Below are 18953 nucleotides of genomic sequence, written 5' to 3'. Positions count from 1 at the left end.
GATGGAATCTCTGAGGGGCATTTGTTGTTTGAAAGATTGTTATCGGGGGCAAGCCCCCTCCCACATTTTGAATGGTGAACACGTTCAAGTGTGGGAGGGGGCTTGCCCCCGATAAGGCCATTAAAAGCGCCTACAACCTCGGATCAGACCTTCTTGTAGAGCTGGCTGCCTTCCTGCTTGAACCGCTCCGCCTGTTCGGCCAAGCCCTTGGCCACTTCCACATCTACCGCATCGATGCGCTGGTTGGCCGCGTATTCACGCACTTCCTGGGTGATTTTCATCGAGCAGAACTTCGGCCCGCACATCGAACAGAAATGCGCGACCTTGGCCGAGTCCTTCGGCAGGGTTTCGTCGTGATACGAGCGTGCAGTGTCCGGGTCGAGGCCGAGGTTGAACTGGTCTTCCCAACGGAACTCGAAGCGCGCCTTGCTCAGCGCGTTATCGCGGATCTGCGCGCCGGGATGCCCTTTCGCGAGATCGGCTGCATGCGCGGCGATCTTGTAGGTGATGATCCCGGTCTTCACGTCATCCTTGTTGGGCAAGCCCAGGTGTTCCTTGGGCGTGACGTAGCAGAGCATGGCGCAACCGAACCAGCCGATCATCGCCGCACCGATGCCGGAGGTGATGTGGTCGTAACCCGGCGCGATGTCGGTGGTCAGCGGGCCGAGGGTGTAGAACGGCGCCTCGTCGCAGCATTCGAACTGCTTGTCCATGTTCTCCTTGATCAGTTGCATCGGCACGTGGCCGGGGCCTTCGATCATGGTTTGCACGTCGTGCTTCCAGGCGGTCTTGGTCAGCTCGCCGAGGGTTTCCAGCTCGCCGAATTGCGCGGCGTCGTTGGCGTCGGCAATCGAACCTGGGCGCAGGCCGTCGCCGAGGGAGAAGCTGACGTCATAGGCCTTCATGATTTCGCAGATTTCGTCGAAATGCGTGTAGGTGAAGTTCTCTTTGTGGTGCGCCAGGCACCACTTGGCCATGATCGAACCGCCACGCGAGACGATGCCGGTGACGCGCTTGGCGGTCAGCGGCACGTAGCGCAGCAGGACGCCGGCGTGGATGGTGAAGTAGTCGACGCCCTGCTCGGCCTGTTCGATCAGGGTGTCGCGGAACAGCTCCCAGGTCAGGTCTTCAGCGGCGCCGCCGACTTTTTCCAGGGCCTGATAGATCGGCACCGTGCCGATCGGCACCGGCGAATTGCGGATGATCCATTCGCGGGTTTCGTGGATGTGCTTGCCGGTGGACAGGTCCATCACCGTGTCCGACCCCCAGCGAATGCCCCAGGTCAGTTTCGCCACTTCTTCTTCGATGGACGAACCCAGGGCGCTGTTGCCGATGTTGCCGTTGATCTTCACCAGGAAGTTACGGCCGATGATCATCGGTTCCAGTTCGGTGTGGTTGATGTTGGCCGGGATGATCGCGCGGCCACGGGCGATTTCTTCGCGCACGAATTCCGGGGTGATGATCTTCGGCACGCTGGCGCCGAAGCTGTAGCCGGCGTGTTGCTGATCGAGCAGGCCGCTGGCGCGGGCTTCTTCGAGCTTCATGTTTTCGCGGATGGCGACGTATTCCATCTCAGCGGTGATGATGCCTTTGCGCGCGTAGTGCATCTGGGTGACGTTGGCACCGGCCTTGGCACGGCGCGGGTTCTTCACATGGGCAAAGCGCAGCGCGGTCAGTTCGGCATCCGTGAGGCGCTGCTGGCCGAAGTGCGAGCTCAGGCCGGACAGGCGTTCGGTGTCGCCACGCGACTCGATCCACGGCGAGCGCACATCGCCCAGGCCCTTGCGCACGTCGATGATGACGTTGGGGTCGGTGTAGGGGCCGGAGGTGTCGTAGACCACCACGGGGGCGTTGATCTCGCCGCCGAAATCGGTGGGGGTCACATCAAGGCTGATTTCGCGCATCGGCACAAGGATGTCCGGGCGGGTGCCTTGCACGTAGATTTTTTGCGAGCGGGTAAAGGGTTGCACGGAGCCGGAGTCGACCTTGGCCGATTCACTCAAATGCACGGTATTTTTTGGTGTTGTACTCATCACGGGCTCTCCAACTATCCAGGCGGTGGATTTTTGTCGGAGCGAACCTGTGACGGATGGACGCACTGAAAACAGTGCTGTGCTCGGTACGCGAGAGCTGTTCGATGGTCGAACGTTCATCCCGGACGAAGCACAAGAGGACTCGCCGGGTGACGAGAAATCTTGTTCCCTACGCAGGCGCTAACCTGATCAGGTTCAACGGGATCCGGTATTTACCGATCTCAGCCTTCCAACAAGGCACCCCGACAAGAACGCGGCCAGTCTAGACCAGGGTGGGGGCAAATTGCCAATAGCGGAGCAAACGGCGTGATGAATGGCGCAATTGCAGGATTGTTGTGCCGTGTAACCGCCACTACACTCGGGGACTGCCCCAATGCTTGACGCCAGGAATGGCCAGCCGTAGCGTTGGGCGATAAATTATTACCGTAATATTCACACTAGGGATCAATTCATGCTGCGCAAACTCTCACTGGCGCTTGCCGTGTCTTGTGCGACCAACGGAATGGTCTGGGCAGCTGAAGCGCCCTTGTCCGCCAGAACCGACCTGGTCAGCGTTTACCAGGAAGCGGCGAACAACAACGCCGACCTGGCCGCCGCCCGCGCCCAATACGACGCGCAAAAAGAAGTGGTGCCCCAGGCCCGCGCAGGCTTGCTGCCCAACCTGTCGGCCGGTGCCGATATCAACAATTCGCGCACCCAGATCGACACCCCGGCCGCCACCGCCAACCGCGATGCGCATTCCTGGCGCGCGACCTTGAGCCAACCCTTGTTCCGTGCCGATCGCTGGTTCCAGCTGCAAGCCGCCGAAGCCGTCAACGAACAGGCTGCGCTGCAACTTTCGGCCACCGAACAGAACCTGATCCTGCAAAGCGCCGAGAACTACTTCGCCGTGCTGCGTGCCCAGGACAACCTGGCTTCTACCAAGGCCGAAGAAAACGCCTTCAAGCACCAACTGGACCAGTCCAACGAGCGCTTCGATGTGGGCCTGTCGGACAAGACCGACGTGCTGCAATCGCAGGCCAGCTACGACACCGCGCGAGCCAACCGGATCGTCGCGCAACGTCAGGTGGATGACGCCTTCGAAGCACTGATCACGCTGACCAACCGCCAATACAACTCGATCCAGGGCATTGTGCATACGCTCCCGGTGCTGCCGCCGCTGCCGAACGACGCCAAGGCCTGGGTCGAAACCGCCGGCCGCCAGAACCTGAACCTGCTCGCCAGCAACTACGCGGTCACCGCTGCCGAGGAAACCCTCAAGCAGCGCAAGGCTGGGCATGCGCCGACCCTGGACGCCGTGGCGCAGTACGAAAAAGGCGATAACGACGCCCTGGGCTTCAGCAACCCGAATGCCTTCGGCACGCCTTACGGCGGCGATGTCTCGCAACGCACCATCGGCCTGCGCCTGAATATCCCGCTGTACAGCGGCGGCCTGACCAGCTCGCAAGTGCGCGAATCGTATTCGCGCCTGGGCCAGACCGAGCAGCAACGCGAAGGCCTGCGCCGCCAGGTGGTGGAAAACACGCGCAACCTGCACCGCGCGGTCAACACCGACGTAGAGCAGGTCCAGGCACGCCGCCAGTCGATCATCTCGAACCAGAGCGCGGTGGAAGCCACGGAAATCGGTTATCAGGTGGGTACGCGTAATATCGTCGACGTGCTCGACGCCCAGCGCCAGCTCTATGCGTCGGTGCGCAACTACAACAATAGCCGCTACGACTACATCCTCGACAGCCTGCGCTTGAAGCAGGCAGCGGGCACGTTGAACCCAGGAGATCTGCAGGACCTGGAGCGCTATCTCAAGGCCGACTACAACCCGGACCGCGACTTCCTGCCGCCGGACCTGGCCAAGGCCGCCTCCGAGCAGTTGAAGGCCCGACCTGGCTACTAATGTGAGAGGGGGCTTGCTCCCGATAGGGCGTGTCAGGTGCACCAATGTTGACTGACGCACCACAGAACCGATGTGGGAGGGGGCTTGCTCCCGATGGCGGCGTGTCAGTTGACATGACTTCATCTGGCACACCGCTATCGGGGGCACGCCCCCTTCCACATTTAGTGCGTTATCAGCCTATCCAGGCCATCCAGTAAACGGGTTAGCGCGCCCTGGTTGGCCTGCATCACCTTAAGCCCCGCCTGCGCCATCCGCTGGGCATCCTGCGGCAGCTCGAACAACTGCCGCACGGCCTCGGCCAAGCCTTCGGCGTCATCCACCTCACGCAACGCCCCGGCGTCGCGCAGCATCGCGCTGATTTCGAGGAAGTTGAACCGGTGCGGCCCCATGATCACCGGCTTGCCCAACGCCGCCGATTCCAGCGGGTTATGCCCGCCAGTCGCCACCAGGCTGCCACCGACAAACGCGCTGTCGGCCAAGGCATACAGAAACAGCAACTCGCCCATGGTGTCACCGAGTAATACGTTGGTGTGCGCGGTGACCGGCTCGCCACTGGAGCGGCGCACCGTGGTGAACCCTTGTTGCCCGCACAGCTCAAACATCGGGCCGAAGCGTTCCTGATGGCGCGGCACCAGAATCAGCAGCGCATTGGGGTAGCTGGCGAGCAGTTGGCGATGGGCCGCGAGCACCACCGCATCTTCGCCCTCGTGGGTGCTGGCGGCGATCCACACCGGGCGCTCGCTGGCACCCCACTGCTCGCGCAACGCGGCCGCGCGCGCCAGTAGCTCGGGGTCGATGGTCAGGTCGAACTTGATCGAGCCGGTCACTTGCACCGTGTCCGGCCGCGCGCCCAGGCTGCGAAAACGCTTGGCCTCGGTCTCAGTCTGCACAGCAAACAGGCTCATTTCTGCCAGCATCGGCCCTGTCAGCTTGGCGAAACGTGCATAGCCCTTGGCCGAACGCGCCGACAACCGCGCATTGGCCAGCGCCACCGGAATCCCGCGTTGCGCGCAGGCGTGGATGTGGTTGGGCCACAGCTCGGTCTCCATGATCACGGCCAGTTTCGGCTGTACACGGTCGAGAAAACGCTTGGCCGCGCAGGGCACGTCATAGGGCAAGTAGCAATGCTGGACGCGCGGTTCATTCGCGAACAACGCCTGGATACGCTCGGAGCCGGTCGGCGTCATGCACGTGACGGTCATCGGCAGCTCTGGATAACGCTCCAGCAGGGCACGGATCATCGGCGCGGCGGCGATGCTTTCGCCCACCGACACGGCGTGCACCCAGATCCCGCCCGGTTGCATCAGCGGCAAGCCGTAAGAGAACCGCTCGCCCACGCGTTTGGCATAGGCTGGCGCCTTGCGCGCACGCAGCCACAGACGTAAAGCCACCAACGGCAGCGCCAGGTAAAACAGACAGCTGTAGAGAGTTCTATTCATGGCGGCGGAGTTTATCGGCTTTTTCAGTCGATCGCCTGCAAGCACTCGGCAAAACGCTCGGCGAGAAAGCGCGCGGCGGGGCCCAAGGGTTCATCGCGGCGCCATACCAGCTCAACAACTAGGGCCGGCGGGGTCCATTCGCTGTCGAGTTCGACCATCTGGTTCTGATAGGCCGGGTATTGCACGACATGCCGGGGCAACCAGGCCCAACCCAGGCCACGGATAAGCCATTCGGCCAGCACGTAGAAGCTGTCGGCGCGCCACACCTGCGGGCTGGCAGCCTCGCTGCCGGGGTAGACGCTGGTCTGGGTCGACATCAGCAACTGGCGATATTGCGCCAACCCCTGGCAGTCCACGGTTTTCTGCGCCGCCAGCGGATGGTTGCGCCCGCACACCGTGACCATTTCCACACTGCCGACGACCCGACGCTCCAGCGCTTCGGGGATTTGATCGTGATAGAACAACATGCCCAGATCGGCCCTGCGTTCCACCAGCTTGCGTGCGACATCGCCTTGGGCCGCGCTGGAAAGCTGCACTTCAAGGTTGGGAAATCGACCGGCCAGGGCGTCAAGGCTATCGAGGACCGGCTGATAAAGCATCGCCTCATCCTGGGCCAGCCGCAGGCAGGCTTCTTCGCCGCGCACCAACGACATCGCGCGGCCATTGAGGCGTTCGCACTGGCGCAGCACTTCCCTGGCCTCTTCGAGCAGCACCGTACCAGCCTCGGTCAAGCGGGGCTGACGGCCACTGCTACGCTCGAACAGGCTGACGCCCAGGTCCGCTTCGAGCAAGGCGATGCCGTTGCTGACCGCCGACTGGGCCTTGCGCTGCTGACGCGCCACGGCCGAAAACGAGCGCTGCTCGGCGACGCTGACGAACAGGCGCATCTGCTCCAGGTTCCACTGCACACTCATGGCGTGACCCATCTTTAATTCGGATAGGTAATGACTTTACCCCATCTGGCGACGCGCTAAAATGCCGACCTTATCCAGCGCGCTCTACACCGAGGACTGCCCCATGACTCCTGCTTACTATTACCTCGCCATCGCCATCTGCTCGGAAGTGATCGCCACCGTTTCCATGAAAGCCATCAAGGGCTTGAGCACACCGATCCCGCTGCTGCTGGTGATCGTCGGCTACGGCGTGGCGTTCTGGATGCTGACCCTGGTGGTGCGCACCGTGCCGGTGGGTGTGGCCTACGCGGTGTGGGCCGGGATGGGCATTGTGATGGTCAGCATTGCGGCGCTGTTTATCTATGGGCAAAAGCTCGATCTACCGGCGATGCTCGGGATGGGATTGATCGTGCTGGGCGTGGTGGTGATTCAGTTGTTCTCGAAAACCGCCGGGCACTGACAGCCCTCCTAATATTGATCCCGGGCAAAAATCGATCCATTGAGCCTGTATACTTGGCACCTTGATTTGAACACTGAGGTTGCCCATGCCATCCGTTATTTCCACCGACGTTCTGATTGTCGGCGCCGGGGTTGCCGGCCTCTGGCTGAATGCGCGCCTGCGCCGCCAGGGGTTTTCCACGGTGCTGGTGGAGAACGCCACCCTGGGTGGCGGGCAAAGCGTGAAGTCCCAGGGGATCATTCACGGCGGTGCGAAATACGCGCTACACGGCGCCCTCACCGGGGCCTCCGAAGCGATTGCCGATATGCCGCGGCGCTGGCGCGAGGCCCTGGCCGGTAACGGCGAGCTGGACCTGACTGGCGTGCGCCTGCTCTCCGAAGCCCATTACCTGTGGTCCCCCGGCACACTCGCGGGCAATCTCACCAGCTTCTTCGCCAGCAAGGCCGTGCGCGGCCGTGTCGATCAGGTCAAAGGCGACGACCTGCCGCCGGCCCTGCAAGACCGTCGCTTCAAGGGCAAGGTCTATCGCCTGGCGGAATTGGTCATCGATGTACCCAGCCTGATCGAACGCCTGGCGCACCTGGCCGGCGACGGTTTGCTCGCCGGGCAGCACATCGAACCGCTGCGGGAAAACGACACACTGGTCGGCTTGAAAGTCGACGGTCGCGAGATCCGCGCCCAGCGCATCATCTTGAGCGCCGGCGGCGGCACTGCCGACCTGCTCGCCGCCCTGGGCCTGAGCCAGCCGGCCATGCAAATACGCCCGCTGCACATGATCATCGCCAAAGGTCCGGGCTTGAAGCCGCTGTACGCCCACTGCCTGGGCGGCGGCACCAAACCGCGTATCACCGTGACCACGCACCCGGCCGCCGATGGCAACTGGGTGTGGTACATGGGCGGTGATATCGCCGAGGCCGATGGTGTAGCGCGCACGCCTGAAAAACAAATCGCCACGGCCCAGAAAGAGCTGGCGCATCTGCTGCCGTGGATCGACATGAGTCACACCGAATGGGCCACCCTACGCGTCGACCGTGCCGAGCCGCTGCAGTCGGGCCTGACGCGCCCCGACAACGCCTTCCTCGCCGAACAGGGCCGCCTGCTCGTAGGCTGGCCGACCAAACTGGCCCTGGCGCCGGACTTCGCCGACCGGGTGATCCACGCCCTAGAACGCGACGGCATCCAACCCGGGCCTGCCACTCCGCTGCCCGAGTTGCCCAAACCGGCCATCGGCCAACCGGCCTGGGAGCAACTGTTGCCATGAGCCTGCCCACCCTGCACGACCTGCACCGCCCGCTGGGCAGTACCGGCCTGCTGGTGTCGCCGCTGGGCCTGGGCACCGTCAAGCTCGGTCGCGACCAGGGGGTCAAATACCCTAGCGGTTTCCAGATTCCCGATGATGACGAAGCGCGCCTGCTGCTGCGCCAGGCCCGTCAGTTGGGCATCAACCTGATCGATACCGCGCCGGCCTATGGCCGTAGCGAAGAACGCCTGGGGCCGCTGTTGCGTGGACAGCGCAAAGAATGGGTGATTGTCAGCAAGGTCGGCGAAGAGTTCGACAATGGCGTGTCCCGTCACGATTTCAGCGCGGCGCATACCCGGCTGTCGATCGAACGCAGCTTGAAACGCTTGGAAACCGACTTCATCGACCTGGTGCTGGTGCATTCCGACGGCAACGACCTGCACATCCTCAACGATTGCGAGGTTTACCAGACCCTGGCGGACTTGAAACAAGAGGGCAAAATTCGCGGTTTCGGCTTCTCCGGTAAAACCGTCGAAGGCGGCGTGAAGGCTCTGGAACAGGGTGATTGCGCGATGGTCACCTACAACTTGAACGAACAGGCCGAGAAAGCCGTCATTGATTATGCGGCCGCCCATGGCAAAGGCATCCTGGTAAAAAAAGCCCTCGCCAGCGGCCATGTGTGCCTGGAGCCGGGAATGGACCCCATACGTGCCAGTTTCATGTTGTTGTTTGCGCAAACGGGCGTCGCCAGTGCTATTGTCGGGACCATTAATCCGCTACACCTGGCTCACAACGTGGCGACCGCTGCCCAGGTCATTCGTCAACTATGATGCCGCCGACGCGGCCGCCCCGACGTTAGAAGGAGCCGACATGTCGCGAACGCTCATAAGAAAAAACCCCAGCAACTTCAAGACTCTGCCACTGCACGTTGAAGCCACCCCCGAAGGCCTGAGCTACCAGAGCGTGGGCATGCCGCTCAACTTTGCCCAGACCCTGCAACGGCGCAAGCCGGTAGACGTGGCAGACCCTGAGCGTTTCGCCCTCGAACTGGCCAACCTCGGCGTGTCGGTACGCCTGACCCTGCATTGGCAAAACAAGGATTACTGGGTGCTGGTACGCCAACGCCGCCAGGACCGTGGCGACGTAGTGCTCAAGCTGATTTCCGGCTACGTCCCCGCCCATGAACTGAACCTGCCGCTGCACACCGCCATCCAGGAAATTGCCGAAGAGTGCCTGCTGGAGACGCCCGAAGGCTGGCTCAGCGGGCGCTTCAACGACACCTGGCTACCGGCGCCGTACTCCACCGCGCTGCATTACCGCGAAGCCCTGCCGTTTCGCTTGAGCCCCTTGTCCGGCGCAGCCCGCCCGGTGCGCTGCGCGACCACGCAACTGATAGAGCGTCCACGGGCCTACGTCCACTTGCCCACAGCGTCACTGCAGTTGATTTATGACTTGCGCCTGGAAGTGCCCAAGGAAGCCAAGTCCCTGAGCCTGTTCCATGTGGATGAGCGACTCGAAGGCGATCAACTGGTCGCACGCCTGGACCGCCAGCGCCCGGACCTGTACCTGATGCCATTGAAGGACGGCCAACCCCTCGCCGAGCTGTACACCGTCAAGAAAGATCAGCTCTACCCGGCCAGCACGCGGGGTTTGTACCTGGCGGAGAGCTTCGCCCAGCAGGAAGGCTGGGTGGTGCGCGACGAGCGGATTCGTTGGAAGGATTGGCTCAGGCAGCAAGGCCTGGCAGCCCCGGAAAAAGAGTCGAAACTCAAGCGCCTGACCGGCAAGGCGCGGCAGATGTTGCGTAAGATCGTGCCGAAGAAAAACGCCAACAGCTAAAGACCGACACCAAAAACTGTAGGAGCGAGCTTGCTCGCGCCTACAGATACAGGGCAAACGATCAAGCCTTGAGCAAACGTTCCAGCCCCACTTTCAACGGTGTGGGCTCGGGCAGTTTGAAACTGGCCAGCAACCGTTGATTATTCGCCCGCGAGTGGCGGATATCCCCCGACCGCGCCGGCCCGTAGGTCACGGCAGGCAGCGCGCCCACCGCTTCTTCCAACGCCTGCAGCACCTGCTTGAGGGTGGTGGTGCGGTTCCAACCGACGTTGATCGCCCCCAAAGGCGCGTCGGCGGCTTCGATGGCCTGCACCAACACGTCCACCAGGTCTTCCACATACATAAAGTCGCGGGTTTGCTCGCCATCGCCGAACACGGTAATCGGCAAGCCTTGCTGGGCACGTTCGCTGAAGATGCTGATCACGCCGGAATACGGCGACGACGGGTCCTGGCGCGGCCCGAAGATATTGAAGAAGCGGAAAATCACCGGCTCCAGGCCATGCTGGCGGCGGTAGAAATCCAAGTAATGCTCACCGGCCAACTTGTCGGAGGCATAGGGCGTCAATGGCGCCTTGGTGGTCTCTTCGTCGATCGAAGCGCCTTCGCCGTTGTTGCCATACACCGCGGCGCTGGAAGCAAACACCACGCGTTTGACCCCGGCCTTGCGCATGGCTTCGCAGACATTCAAGGTGCCGACGAAATTGCTCTGGTGCGTGCTGACCGGATCATCCACCGACGCCTGCACCGAAGCCACCGCTGCCAGGTGCACCACCGCCGTCATGCCGATGGCGGCACGCGCCACCTGATCGGCGTCGGCCACATCGCCTTCCAGCAGTTCGACACGAGGATTGTCCAGCGGCAGGTTGCTGCGTTTGCCGGTGGACAGGTTATCCAGCACCCGCACCGCGTAGCCCTTGGCAAGCAATGCATCGACCAGGTGCGAGCCGATGAAGCCAGCACCGCCGGTGATCAGGACGCGCTTCTTGGCTTCACTCATTGTTGCGGATCTTCTCGACAATAGCGGTGGTCGAGCTGTTCTCGACCAACCCCAGCACTTTGACCTTGCCGCCGTAGGCGCTGACGATGTCGGCCCCTACCACCTGATCGACGGAATAGTCGCCGCCCTTGACCAGTACGTCGGGCTTGACCTGGGCCAGGAGGTTTTCCGGGGTCGCTTCCGGGAAGCTGATTACCCAGTCCACCGCGCCCAGGCCAGCCAGGACTGCCATGCGTCGATCGACACTGTTGATCGGACGACCCGGGCCCTTGAGGCGGCTGACCGACGCATCGTCGTTGACCGCGACGATCAGGCGATCGCCTTGGGCGCGCGCCTGCTCCAGGTAAGTCACGTGGCCGGCGTGCAGGATGTCGAAGCAGCCGTTGGTGAACACAATGCTTTCGTGGTGGGCCCGCGCATCGTCAATCGCCAGCAGCAATTGCTCGAGACTCAACACGCCACGCTCCGAGCCTTCGGAACGCTGGATCGCACGACGCAGTTCGGGCGCGCTGATCGCGGCGGTGCCGAGCTTGCCGACTACGATGCCCGCCGCCAGGTTGGCCAGGGCCACAGCGTGGGGCAACTCCTCCCCGGCCGCGATGGAGGCAGCCAGGGTGGAAATCACGGTGTCGCCGGCGCCGGTGACATCAAATACTTCACGGGCCCGCGCCGGCAGGTGCATCGCCGCGTGGCCTGGGCGCAGCAAGGTCATGCCGTGCTCGCCGCGGGTCACCAGCAAGGCACCCAGGTCGAGGTCGGCCATCAGCGCCGCGCCCTTGGTCACCAGCTCGTGCTCATCGGCGCAACCGCCGACGATGGCTTCGAACTCGCTGAGGTTCGGCGTGATCAGGCTGGCGCCGCGATAGATCGAAAAGTCCTTGCCCTTGGGGTCGGCCAGCACCGGGATATTGCGAGCCTTGGCGGCCTGGATCAGCATCTGGTGGTTCTTCAGGGCGCCTTTGCCGTAGTCGGACAACACCAGCACCTTGATGCCTTCGAGCAACTCATCGACCTGCGCACTGAGGGCCAGGGCGTCGGTGGCGAAGGGCTCTTCGAAATCGATACGCAGCAGTTGCTGGTGACGGCTCATGACCCGCAGCTTGACGATAGTCGGCTGATGGGCAATGCGCTGGAACAACGCGCGCACGCCAGCACCGCGCAAGCTGTTGGCCAGGCTGTCGGCGGCTTCGTCGTCGCCGGTCACGCCCACCAGGGAAGCTGGGGCGCCGAGGGCGGCAATATTGAGGGCAACGTTGGCAGCGCCACCTGGACGGTCTTCGATTTGCTCGACCTTGACTACCGGTACCGGCGCCTCAGGGGAAATCCGTGAGGTTCCGCCATGCCAGTAACGGTCGAGCATGACATCGCCGACCACCAAGACAGGGGCTTGATCGAATCGCGGCATGGACAACTTCATGGAGCAACCCACATACAAAATGAACAGGGGCGCGATATTAGCACAGGGTTACAAGAGGCTTGTGGGGGTGTGACAGAAGATGTTGCAGGAACCTGGGTGAGGCGGATTGCCCGCCTCACCCGGCTTGTCAGGTGATATCCGCCGACACGGGTGCATCCAGGCCCATGGAATGCAGGCGGGCGTAATAGCCGTTCAGTGCGAGCAATTGGGCGTGGGTGCCGCGCTCGACAATACGACCGTCGTCCATCACCAGGATCAGGTCAGCCTTCTCGATGGTGGACAGGCGGTGCGCAATCACCAGGGTCGTGCGGCCTTGCATGACCTTGTCCAGCGCCGCCTGAATGTGGCGCTCGGACTCGGTGTCGAGGGCGGAGGTGGCCTCGTCGAGAATCAGCAGCGGCGCATTCTTGAGCAAGGCGCGGGCAATTGCCAGCCGCTGGCGTTGACCGCCGGACAGCAGCACGCCGTTTTCGCCGACCTGGGTGTCGAAGCCTTTAGGCAACTGGTCGATGAAGTCCTTGGCGTAGGCATCCATCGCGGCAGCTTCGATGTCGGCCCGTGGCGCGCCGGCCAGGTCGCCGTAGGCGATGTTGTTGGTCACGGTGTCGCTGAACAGGGTCACGTGCTGGGTCACCTGGGCGACGTGCTTGCGCAGGTTGAGCAGTTTGTAGTCTTCGATCTCGACACCATCGAGCAGGATTTCACCGTGTTCATGGTGGTAGAAACGCGGAATCAGGCTGGCCAGGGTCGACTTGCCGCTGCCCGAGCGTCCCACCAGAGCAATCATCTGCCCAGGCTCAGCGGTAAAGCTGATGTCCTTGAGCACATGGCGTTCGGTGCCGGGGTAGGTGAAGTTGAGGTTACGCACTTCCAGGCGGCCACTGACCTTGTCGCGTTCGATTGTGCCTTTGTCGACTTCAGGCTCTTCGTCCAGTTGCTCGAAAATGCTTTCGGCGCCCGCCACACCCTTCTGGATGGTCGAACTGACTTCCGACAGTTGGCGGATCGGCTTGGGCAGCAGACCGGCAGCGGTGATATACGCCACCAGATCACCCGCCGTGGCCTCACCGCGCAGCAGCAGCACCAGGAACATCAGTGCGGCCATGGCGGTGTAGATCACCAGTTGCAACATCGGGGTGTAGACCGCACCGGTCTTGTTCATGCGCAGTTGTTTATCGGTGTTGCCTTGGCTCGCGGCGGCAAAGCGACGCTGCTCATAGCTTTCGCCACCGAAGCTGCGCACCACACGATAGCCCTGGATGGTCTCGGAGGCCACATGGGTCACGTCCCCCATCGCCACCTGGATTTTCTTGCTCTGCTTGCGAAATTTCTTGCTGGTGCTGCCGACCATCAGCGCAATCATCGGCAGGATCGCCAGCATTACCAGGGTCAGCTTCCAGTTCATCCACAGCAGGTAACCGAACAGAAACACCACCGTCAGACCTTCGCGGATCACGACCTTGATCGCATCCGTGGCCGCCCCGGTGACCATGGTGACGTTAAAGGTGATGCGCGAAATCAGGTGCCCGGAGTTATGGGTATCGAAATAGCGGTTGGGGAGCACCAGCAGCTTGTTGAACAGTTGAACCCGCAGGTCGTGCACCAGTCCCAGGGAAACCTTGGCCAGGTAATAGTTACCCAGGAAAGACCCCAGGCCCTGCCACGCGGCGATCAGGATGATCAGCAGCGGCACGGCCATCAGCAACTTCAGGTCCTTGAACAACGGAATATTGGGCAGGAACACCACATCGGGATTGCTCAGGCCATCCACGAAATACTTGAGTATCCCGGCGAGCATGGGCTGGGTGGACGCAAAGATCACGAAGCCCACGATACTCAGCACGAACATGCCGATATACGGTTTCACATAGCCCAGCAGCCTGAAATAGATTTTCAGGCTGGATTCCTGGTCCGCTTTGGGCGGTGCGTCACTCATGTGTCGAGCTCACTGATTGGATAAGACACGAACTTTATCACAAGCGTCGGGTTTGGCCCGAGCCCAGACCAAGACACTGGCCAGCGCAATCGGCAACCACGAGATGAACCACTCGGCCCGTGGCGTACCCGTGAGGCTTGCAGCATCGAACTGCATGGCCAGGAACGAGAACACCCACATGCCTATGATGCCCTTGCCATAGAGAGTGTCGCGGGCCTTCCAGGCTTGCCACAACACACCGAACCACAGCCCGCACCACAGCAGCAGCCCCGGCAGGCCCAATTCGATGGCCACGTGGGTGAACAGGTTGTGGGCGTGGTCGAAGTAGAGATTATCGGCAAAGACTTTGTAATCACCGCCCAAGCCCAGGCCGGCCCACGGATGCTCGGCGATCATCTGCAAGGCGGCCATAAATATCTGTGGCCGGTAGGAGACACCACGGGCCAGCATCAACGATTGCATGGCAAAGAACACCGCCAGCGCGGCCACGACCGCGACGACGGCAATCACTGCGGAACGACGGTCACGGCACCAGGCGGGCATGGCCACGACCGTCAGCAGCAGTGCCAGTGCGGCCCCGCGGCTTTGGCTGAGCACCACGAACAGACCGAGCAGCGCGATGGACAAGACCCACGCCACTTGCATCCAGCGACCACGCGGCAACCAGTGCAATAGCCAGACTGCCGCCAGGCCAATCACGTAGGCGCCAAGAATCGGATGATCCAATTGCCCCAACCCGCTGAGACGGGCGTTCCAATCATTATGCTCAAGACCATAAAACTTGATGATTGCCAGCAGCGACGACAAGGCGAGCCCGAAACCACCCCACTGCATCACGCGAATGACCTGCTCGGTACGGCCACAGGCGAATACCGGAAAAAACAGCAGGAACACGCCGATATACAGCATACGCTTGGCTTCGCGCGAAGGATCTTCGGCATTGGTCCACGTCAGGCTGACTGCACCCCAGACGGCGAGCGCTGCGACCATCAGGCACATCCAGCGCTGTTCGCGCCAGACCTCCTTGAGACGCTCACGCGCCGACCAGGCAAAGACCATGGCCGGCAACCAGAGAAACAGGGTCAACCCTTGTTGATAAATCTTGTTGGTCGGCGCGAAGGCAATCGCTAGCAAAAACCAAAGCAACCCAAAAAACATCCATCCCTGCGCCCAACGACTTGCCTGCATCACCCGCTCCTGAATACGTTCAACCCGCCACCCGGCATGGTTAAAACCTGAAATTTTCGGCATTATTACCGACCACTGTGCCCCGCGACTCCCACAAGGCTTTCCAACAATGCAATGTTCAAGGCTTGCCCAAGTCGATTTAACCGCGATGATTGAAGGCGCCAGAGTCCTAGAGAAGGACAGCTACGGCCCGAAAGTCTACCTGCTGGCCGACGGGAATATCCTTAAACTGTTTCGTCGCAAACGTCTGTTTTCGTCCGCGCTGTTTCGCCCGTATTCCAAACGGTTCATCGACAACGTGGCGCAACTGCAGCAACGCGGCATTCCGACCTTGACCGTTCTTGCATTCTTTCAACTGGCAGCGCCCGGCATGACCGCCGTGCTGTATCGACCGTTGCCGGGGGAAACCCTGCGTCAGATTTCCAACAAGGAAGGCTTTGACTGGCAATCGAACCTCGACCCGCTGGTGGCACTCATCCGTCGATTGCATGCTGCGGGCATCTACTTCCGCTCATTGCACCTGGGCAATATTGTCGTGACGCCAGACAACGAAATGGGGCTGATCGACGTGGCCGACATGCGCTTTCTGCGCGCCCCCCTTAGCCCGGAACTCGCACGACGCAACTTGCAGCACTTCGCGCGTTATATTGCACGCGAGAAGCTGAACGATCGCTTTCCAATGCCCGCACTGGAGCAAGCACTGCTAGCGGCATGAAAACAGGCGCTGGGAGGTTTCACTGAAGTCTTTCCAGGCTTGCTCCGGCGCCAGCGCCCGCGACTGAGCCGCGAGCACCTCCCGCGCGGACGTGGCAAATGCATGGGCCATCAGATGGCCCCAGGCCTGCACATCGCCCGATGGGGCGTACCAGCCCGCATCCGCCAGCTGTTCGCGGAACACCGCCAAGTCACTGGTCAGCACCGGCACACCGGCCATCACCGCTTCCTGCAGGATCAACCCCAAACCTTCTTGCGTCGACGGAACGGCCACCCAGTCAAAGGCCCGGTAAAGCGTCGCCGCGTCCGACAGATGACCAGACAGTGACACCTTGCCCTGCAAGCCGAGCTGCTCGATACGCGCCTCAAGGGCAGACCTCGCCTGCCCCTCGCCGACGATCACCAGGCGCGCATCAGGCCAATCTGGCGACACGCCGGCGAATGCCTCCAGCAAACAACCAAATCCCTTGTCATCGACCAGCCGACCGACCGCACCCAGCACCGGCGCAGCGTCCAACGGCAGTCCCAGGCGCATCCGGGCCTGCTCCCGAGAAAGCGCGGCAGCACAAAAAGCGACAGGGTCGAAAGCGCTGCGCAGCACCGCCACAGGCCGTTGCAGGTAACACTCAAGCGAGTCAGCCAGCGTTTGCGACACCGCCGCCAGCGTCAACTGCGCCGCCGGGAACTGCCCGAACAGCGCCTGGTCGGCCCGACGCAAGCGCGTGGCACCATGAAATAAAACCACGGCCCGCACCTGCGGCAAGCGCTTGAGCATCGGCAGCATCACCCGGGCGACGCCCACGCCGTCGAGCAGTACGACCTCCAAGCCGTCGGGCAGCGCCTTTTGAAAACGCGCCCGCAACCTCGGCATCAGCAACTTCCACAGGTGTTTGCCCTTGATCTGGGCCGAGGAGAGTTTCCACTCCAGCGCCGGCTCGCCCGCCGCTGCACTGCCCTGAAGCAGCCAGGTGTCGCCCGGCGCAAGGCCGACGACGTGGGACAGTATCTGTTGATGAACCTTCTGCACCGAGGCGTAAGCAGTTCCACCGGCCCACATGATGTTGAGGATACTCATCGAAAAAATGACCTTATGCGGCGTTGTGGTGGCTTGTCATACGTAACTAACGGATCAACCAGCCGATACCAACACCCAGTATCAGCATGGCTACCAGCTTGATCCGCTCTCGACGCTTGCGCCGAGCCTTGTTCAAGCGTTCTTCTGCTGTCGCCACATGCAGGCCGAAGCCGGTATGCAGGACCGCATCGCCTTCCAGGGTCACAGCGCCCAGATTCAACTGCGCGTACCGCCTGGAAAGCCCCTTTTCACCCTCGAACCCTGCATAGGGTGCGCACAACCGGTACTCCTTGATCCGCCGCAGGCCCGGGTTCAGCGAGAAGCCCTGCCACTCTGGCTTGTCGGACAACAAGGGATAACAAGGCACACCGCCGATCACTTCGCGCGGCCCCAGATGGATGTAGGGACTGTGCACCTGCAAGTCGTACACGTAGTTGCGCAACCAGACTTGAAGAATGTCGGGACGTAGCTCCAGCACCACCTTGGAATCCTCGACAAAACCGGGTCGATAAAACGCCCAGTCATCTTCGCAGTGGAATATGTAGGGGGTATTGACCGACTCGTAAGCCAAATCAATGGATGCTAGTTGCCCAAGTTTCGGGCGGTTGATCAAGAATTTGCAATGACTGCGCCAGTGCTCAGGAATCGCCAGGCGTACGGCCTCATCGCCGGAGTCTTCGGTAATAAAGACTTCGCGTATATCGGCGGTATTGAACAGATCGAAGGACTCAAGCGTACGCTTCAACAAATCGAAGCGACCGCAACTGGTCACCACGAGCGTTATGTTGCTTTGATCGGAGAATTGCATGCCTGCCTCGATGATACCATAAAGCCACTATTTTAGGCCAGGTTGACCGCCATCAAACGCCCATCGTCAAACGTAACCGCTCCAGTAAACTCAAGGGCGCCCGGGGCCGCAGGGGTGGCTGGAGTGCATCGACAATGCGCTGGCCGATACGGGCAAAGCTGAACTGGCTGACAGCCAGGTCTTGCCCGTTACGTGCGATGTCTGCCGCCAACTGCGGGTCGGAGCGCAACACCGACAGCTTTTCCTGCAACTGCGGGATGTCTTTGTAGAACACCACATTGACCATGTCCTTGAAGCCAAGGGCCTGGTTTTCGGCGGCACCTTGATCGAACGCCAGCAACACGCAGCCGCAGGCCATGGCCTCGAAGTTCTTGATCATGTACTCGCCCATGCCCACATCGGCACTGATGAAAAAACGGATACGGTTGAGGGTCGCGCAGTATTCCTCACCGGACTTGGTACGTGTCACCACCAAAGGTTCAACCTGTGCCAACTGATCAAGCAACGCTTTGCGACCACTGTAAGCCACGCTGTTGGTGCTGCCGACAAACGCCAGCTCGATGTCGCGCTCGCGCCGTTCTTCGACTGGCGGTGCCTGCAACAGCGCCTGGTCGTAGCCCTTGGGCACAAATACCGCGTCAAAGCCTTCCGCGCGCAGGCGCTCGGTGACCATATAGCCGGAGCTGATAACCCGTGCCCATGGCAAACGGCGGTAGTGCGCGCTGAACTTGCCAGTGTACTTGCAGGGAATGTAGTTCTGGTAAGCATCGTGCTCGAGGATCACCAGATTAGGGATCGAACGAATGAACCCGGCCTGGCGGATTTCCTGTTTGAAACGCAGGAAGAAGACAATGCGGTCATAGCGGATCACGTCGACTTCACGGCGGAAGTAGGCCCGCAGGTTGCGCTGCTCGTCGCTGCTCAACCAGCGCGTATCGCACTCGCAGTGCGCGGCCACGCCTTCGTAGAGACGATCCAGAATGGCGCGCTGTTCTTTCTGCACCAGAAACAAAACTTTCATGA

The 18953-nt window shown here is 61.5% G+C and carries 16 protein-coding genes and 1 riboswitch; of the genes, 6 read left to right on the top strand and 10 right to left on the bottom strand.

All coding sequences use genetic code 11. The features are described 5' to 3' along the window. Positions 1–143: 143 nt before the first annotated feature. Positions 144–2033, bottom strand: coding sequence for a phosphomethylpyrimidine synthase ThiC (gene thiC / locus ACP7CJ_RS10780; protein ID WP_426100417.1), 1890 nt, complete (start codon positions 2031–2033; stop codon positions 144–146). 149 nt (positions 2034–2182) lie between these two features. Continuing rightward, a riboswitch (TPP riboswitch) is annotated at positions 2183–2288 on the bottom strand. Between the two features lie 196 nt (positions 2289–2484). Here thiC and ACP7CJ_RS10775 point away from each other — a divergent pair. Further along, on the top strand, positions 2485–3924 hold the full coding sequence (locus ACP7CJ_RS10775; protein WP_276196037.1) for a TolC family outer membrane protein: 1440 nt from the start codon (positions 2485–2487) through the stop codon (positions 3922–3924). A 161-nt stretch (positions 3925–4085) separates the two neighbouring features. Here ACP7CJ_RS10775 and waaA read toward each other — a convergent pair whose 3' ends face one another. Beyond that, positions 4086–5363, bottom strand: coding sequence for a lipid IV(A) 3-deoxy-D-manno-octulosonic acid transferase (gene waaA / locus ACP7CJ_RS10770; RefSeq protein WP_426100419.1), 1278 nt, complete (start codon positions 5361–5363; stop codon positions 4086–4088). Between the two features lie 23 nt (positions 5364–5386). Next, entirely contained in the window at positions 5387–6277 is an 891-nt protein-coding gene (locus ACP7CJ_RS10765) for a LysR family transcriptional regulator (RefSeq protein WP_426100421.1), read from the bottom strand. A gap of 103 nt (positions 6278–6380) precedes the next feature. Here ACP7CJ_RS10765 and ACP7CJ_RS10760 point away from each other — a divergent pair, with 103 nt between their 5' ends. The 4 genes from ACP7CJ_RS10760 (at position 6381) to ACP7CJ_RS10745 (ending at position 9795) form a co-directional block, all read left to right on the top strand. Then, on the top strand, positions 6381–6716 hold the full coding sequence (locus ACP7CJ_RS10760; protein WP_247408357.1) for a DMT family transporter: 336 nt from the start codon (positions 6381–6383) through the stop codon (positions 6714–6716). An 85-nt stretch (positions 6717–6801) separates the two neighbouring features. Beyond that, positions 6802–7977, top strand: coding sequence for an NAD(P)/FAD-dependent oxidoreductase (locus ACP7CJ_RS10755; protein ID WP_276196033.1), 1176 nt, complete (start codon positions 6802–6804; stop codon positions 7975–7977). Continuing rightward, entirely contained in the window at positions 7974–8786 is an 813-nt protein-coding gene (locus ACP7CJ_RS10750; RefSeq protein ID WP_276196032.1) for an aldo/keto reductase, read from the top strand. The genes ACP7CJ_RS10755 and ACP7CJ_RS10750 overlap by 4 nt, the downstream gene beginning before the upstream one ends. Positions 8787–8826: 40 nt before the next feature. Further along, positions 8827–9795, top strand: a complete 969-nt coding sequence (locus ACP7CJ_RS10745) for a metal ABC transporter ATPase (RefSeq protein ID WP_276196030.1) — start codon at positions 8827–8829, stop codon at positions 9793–9795. Positions 9796–9856: 61 nt separating this feature from the next. Here the strand turns inward: ACP7CJ_RS10745 and ACP7CJ_RS10740 are convergent, their stop codons facing one another. The 4 genes from ACP7CJ_RS10740 to ACP7CJ_RS10725 all read right to left on the bottom strand — a co-directional run bounded on the left by ACP7CJ_RS10740 (position 9857) and on the right by ACP7CJ_RS10725 (position 15333). Next, on the bottom strand, positions 9857–10792 hold the full coding sequence (locus tag ACP7CJ_RS10740) for an NAD-dependent epimerase/dehydratase family protein (RefSeq protein WP_276196028.1): 936 nt from the start codon (positions 10790–10792) through the stop codon (positions 9857–9859). Then, positions 10785–12209, bottom strand: coding sequence for a bifunctional D-glycero-beta-D-manno-heptose-7-phosphate kinase/D-glycero-beta-D-manno-heptose 1-phosphate adenylyltransferase HldE (gene hldE / locus ACP7CJ_RS10735; RefSeq protein WP_276196027.1), 1425 nt, complete (start codon positions 12207–12209; stop codon positions 10785–10787). Before hldE ends, ACP7CJ_RS10740 begins: the two co-directional genes overlap by 8 nt. 127 nt (positions 12210–12336) lie before the next feature. Then, positions 12337–14145, bottom strand: coding sequence for a lipid A export permease/ATP-binding protein MsbA (gene msbA / locus ACP7CJ_RS10730; protein ID WP_426100423.1), 1809 nt, complete (start codon positions 14143–14145; stop codon positions 12337–12339). A 9-nt stretch (positions 14146–14154) separates the two neighbouring features. Then, on the bottom strand, positions 14155–15333 hold the full coding sequence (locus ACP7CJ_RS10725; protein WP_276196025.1) for an O-antigen ligase family protein: 1179 nt from the start codon (positions 15331–15333) through the stop codon (positions 14155–14157). A gap of 148 nt (positions 15334–15481) precedes the next feature. Between ACP7CJ_RS10725 and ACP7CJ_RS10720 the strand changes: the two genes are divergently transcribed. Continuing rightward, the gene (locus ACP7CJ_RS10720) at positions 15482–16048 is read left to right on the top strand and encodes a toluene tolerance protein (RefSeq protein WP_276196023.1); all 567 of its coding nucleotides are present in this window, start codon (positions 15482–15484) and stop codon (positions 16046–16048) included. Here the strand turns inward: ACP7CJ_RS10720 and ACP7CJ_RS10715 are convergent. Genes ACP7CJ_RS10715 through ACP7CJ_RS10705 form a run of 3 tightly spaced genes read right to left on the bottom strand, consistent with a single transcriptional unit; the run spans position 16037 to position 18951 of the window. Next, positions 16037–17122, bottom strand: coding sequence for a glycosyltransferase (locus ACP7CJ_RS10715; protein WP_426100425.1), 1086 nt, complete (start codon positions 17120–17122; stop codon positions 16037–16039). The two genes, ACP7CJ_RS10720 and ACP7CJ_RS10715, sit on opposite strands and share 12 nt — an antisense overlap. Before the next feature lie 46 nt (positions 17123–17168). Beyond that, on the bottom strand, positions 17169–17930 hold the full coding sequence (locus ACP7CJ_RS10710; protein WP_426100427.1) for a glycosyltransferase family 2 protein: 762 nt from the start codon (positions 17928–17930) through the stop codon (positions 17169–17171). 52 nt (positions 17931–17982) lie between these two features. After that, complete coding sequence (locus ACP7CJ_RS10705) at positions 17983–18951, bottom strand: glycosyltransferase family protein (RefSeq protein ID WP_426100429.1); 969 nt, start codon at positions 18949–18951, stop codon at positions 17983–17985. Between the last annotated feature and the right edge of the window lie 2 nt (positions 18952–18953).

Origin of the sequence: Pseudomonas sp. PSPC3-2 (genome assembly GCF_049897085.1) — a bacterium.
In the GTDB taxonomy this organism is placed as follows: Bacteria; Pseudomonadota; Gammaproteobacteria; order Pseudomonadales; family Pseudomonadaceae; genus Aquipseudomonas; species Aquipseudomonas paraveronii.
This window is presented reverse-complemented; position numbering and strand designations above follow the sequence as displayed.

What these genes read in the sequence shown, in the direction of transcription:
- waaA (WP_426100419.1), bottom strand. Translation starts at nt 5,363, where the DNA reads ATGAATAGAACTCTCTACAGCTGTCTGTTTTACCTGGCGCTGCCGTTG.
- hldE (WP_276196027.1), bottom strand. Translation starts at nt 12,209, where the DNA reads ATGAAGTTGTCCATGCCGCGATTCGATCAAGCCCCTGTCTTGGTGGTC.
- ACP7CJ_RS10775 (WP_276196037.1), top strand. Translation starts at nt 2,485, where the DNA reads ATGCTGCGCAAACTCTCACTGGCGCTTGCCGTGTCTTGTGCGACCAAC.
- ACP7CJ_RS10760 (WP_247408357.1), top strand. Translation starts at nt 6,381, where the DNA reads ATGACTCCTGCTTACTATTACCTCGCCATCGCCATCTGCTCGGAAGTG.
- ACP7CJ_RS10705 (WP_426100429.1), bottom strand. Translation starts at nt 18,951, where the DNA reads ATGAAAGTTTTGTTTCTGGTGCAGAAAGAACAGCGCGCCATTCTGGAT.
- ACP7CJ_RS10725 (WP_276196025.1), bottom strand. Translation starts at nt 15,333, where the DNA reads ATGCAGGCAAGTCGTTGGGCGCAGGGATGGATGTTTTTTGGGTTGCTT.
- ACP7CJ_RS10715 (WP_426100425.1), bottom strand. Translation starts at nt 17,122, where the DNA reads ATGAGTATCCTCAACATCATGTGGGCCGGTGGAACTGCTTACGCCTCG.
- ACP7CJ_RS10720 (WP_276196023.1), top strand. Translation starts at nt 15,482, where the DNA reads ATGATTGAAGGCGCCAGAGTCCTAGAGAAGGACAGCTACGGCCCGAAA.
- thiC (WP_426100417.1), bottom strand. Translation starts at nt 2,033, where the DNA reads ATGAGTACAACACCAAAAAATACCGTGCATTTGAGTGAATCGGCCAAG.
- ACP7CJ_RS10765 (WP_426100421.1), bottom strand. Translation starts at nt 6,277, where the DNA reads ATGAGTGTGCAGTGGAACCTGGAGCAGATGCGCCTGTTCGTCAGCGTC.
- msbA (WP_426100423.1), bottom strand. Translation starts at nt 14,145, where the DNA reads ATGAGTGACGCACCGCCCAAAGCGGACCAGGAATCCAGCCTGAAAATC.
- ACP7CJ_RS10745 (WP_276196030.1), top strand. Translation starts at nt 8,827, where the DNA reads ATGTCGCGAACGCTCATAAGAAAAAACCCCAGCAACTTCAAGACTCTG.
- ACP7CJ_RS10755 (WP_276196033.1), top strand. Translation starts at nt 6,802, where the DNA reads ATGCCATCCGTTATTTCCACCGACGTTCTGATTGTCGGCGCCGGGGTT.
- ACP7CJ_RS10750 (WP_276196032.1), top strand. Translation starts at nt 7,974, where the DNA reads ATGAGCCTGCCCACCCTGCACGACCTGCACCGCCCGCTGGGCAGTACC.
- ACP7CJ_RS10740 (WP_276196028.1), bottom strand. Translation starts at nt 10,792, where the DNA reads ATGAGTGAAGCCAAGAAGCGCGTCCTGATCACCGGCGGTGCTGGCTTC.
- ACP7CJ_RS10710 (WP_426100427.1), bottom strand. Translation starts at nt 17,930, where the DNA reads ATGCAATTCTCCGATCAAAGCAACATAACGCTCGTGGTGACCAGTTGC.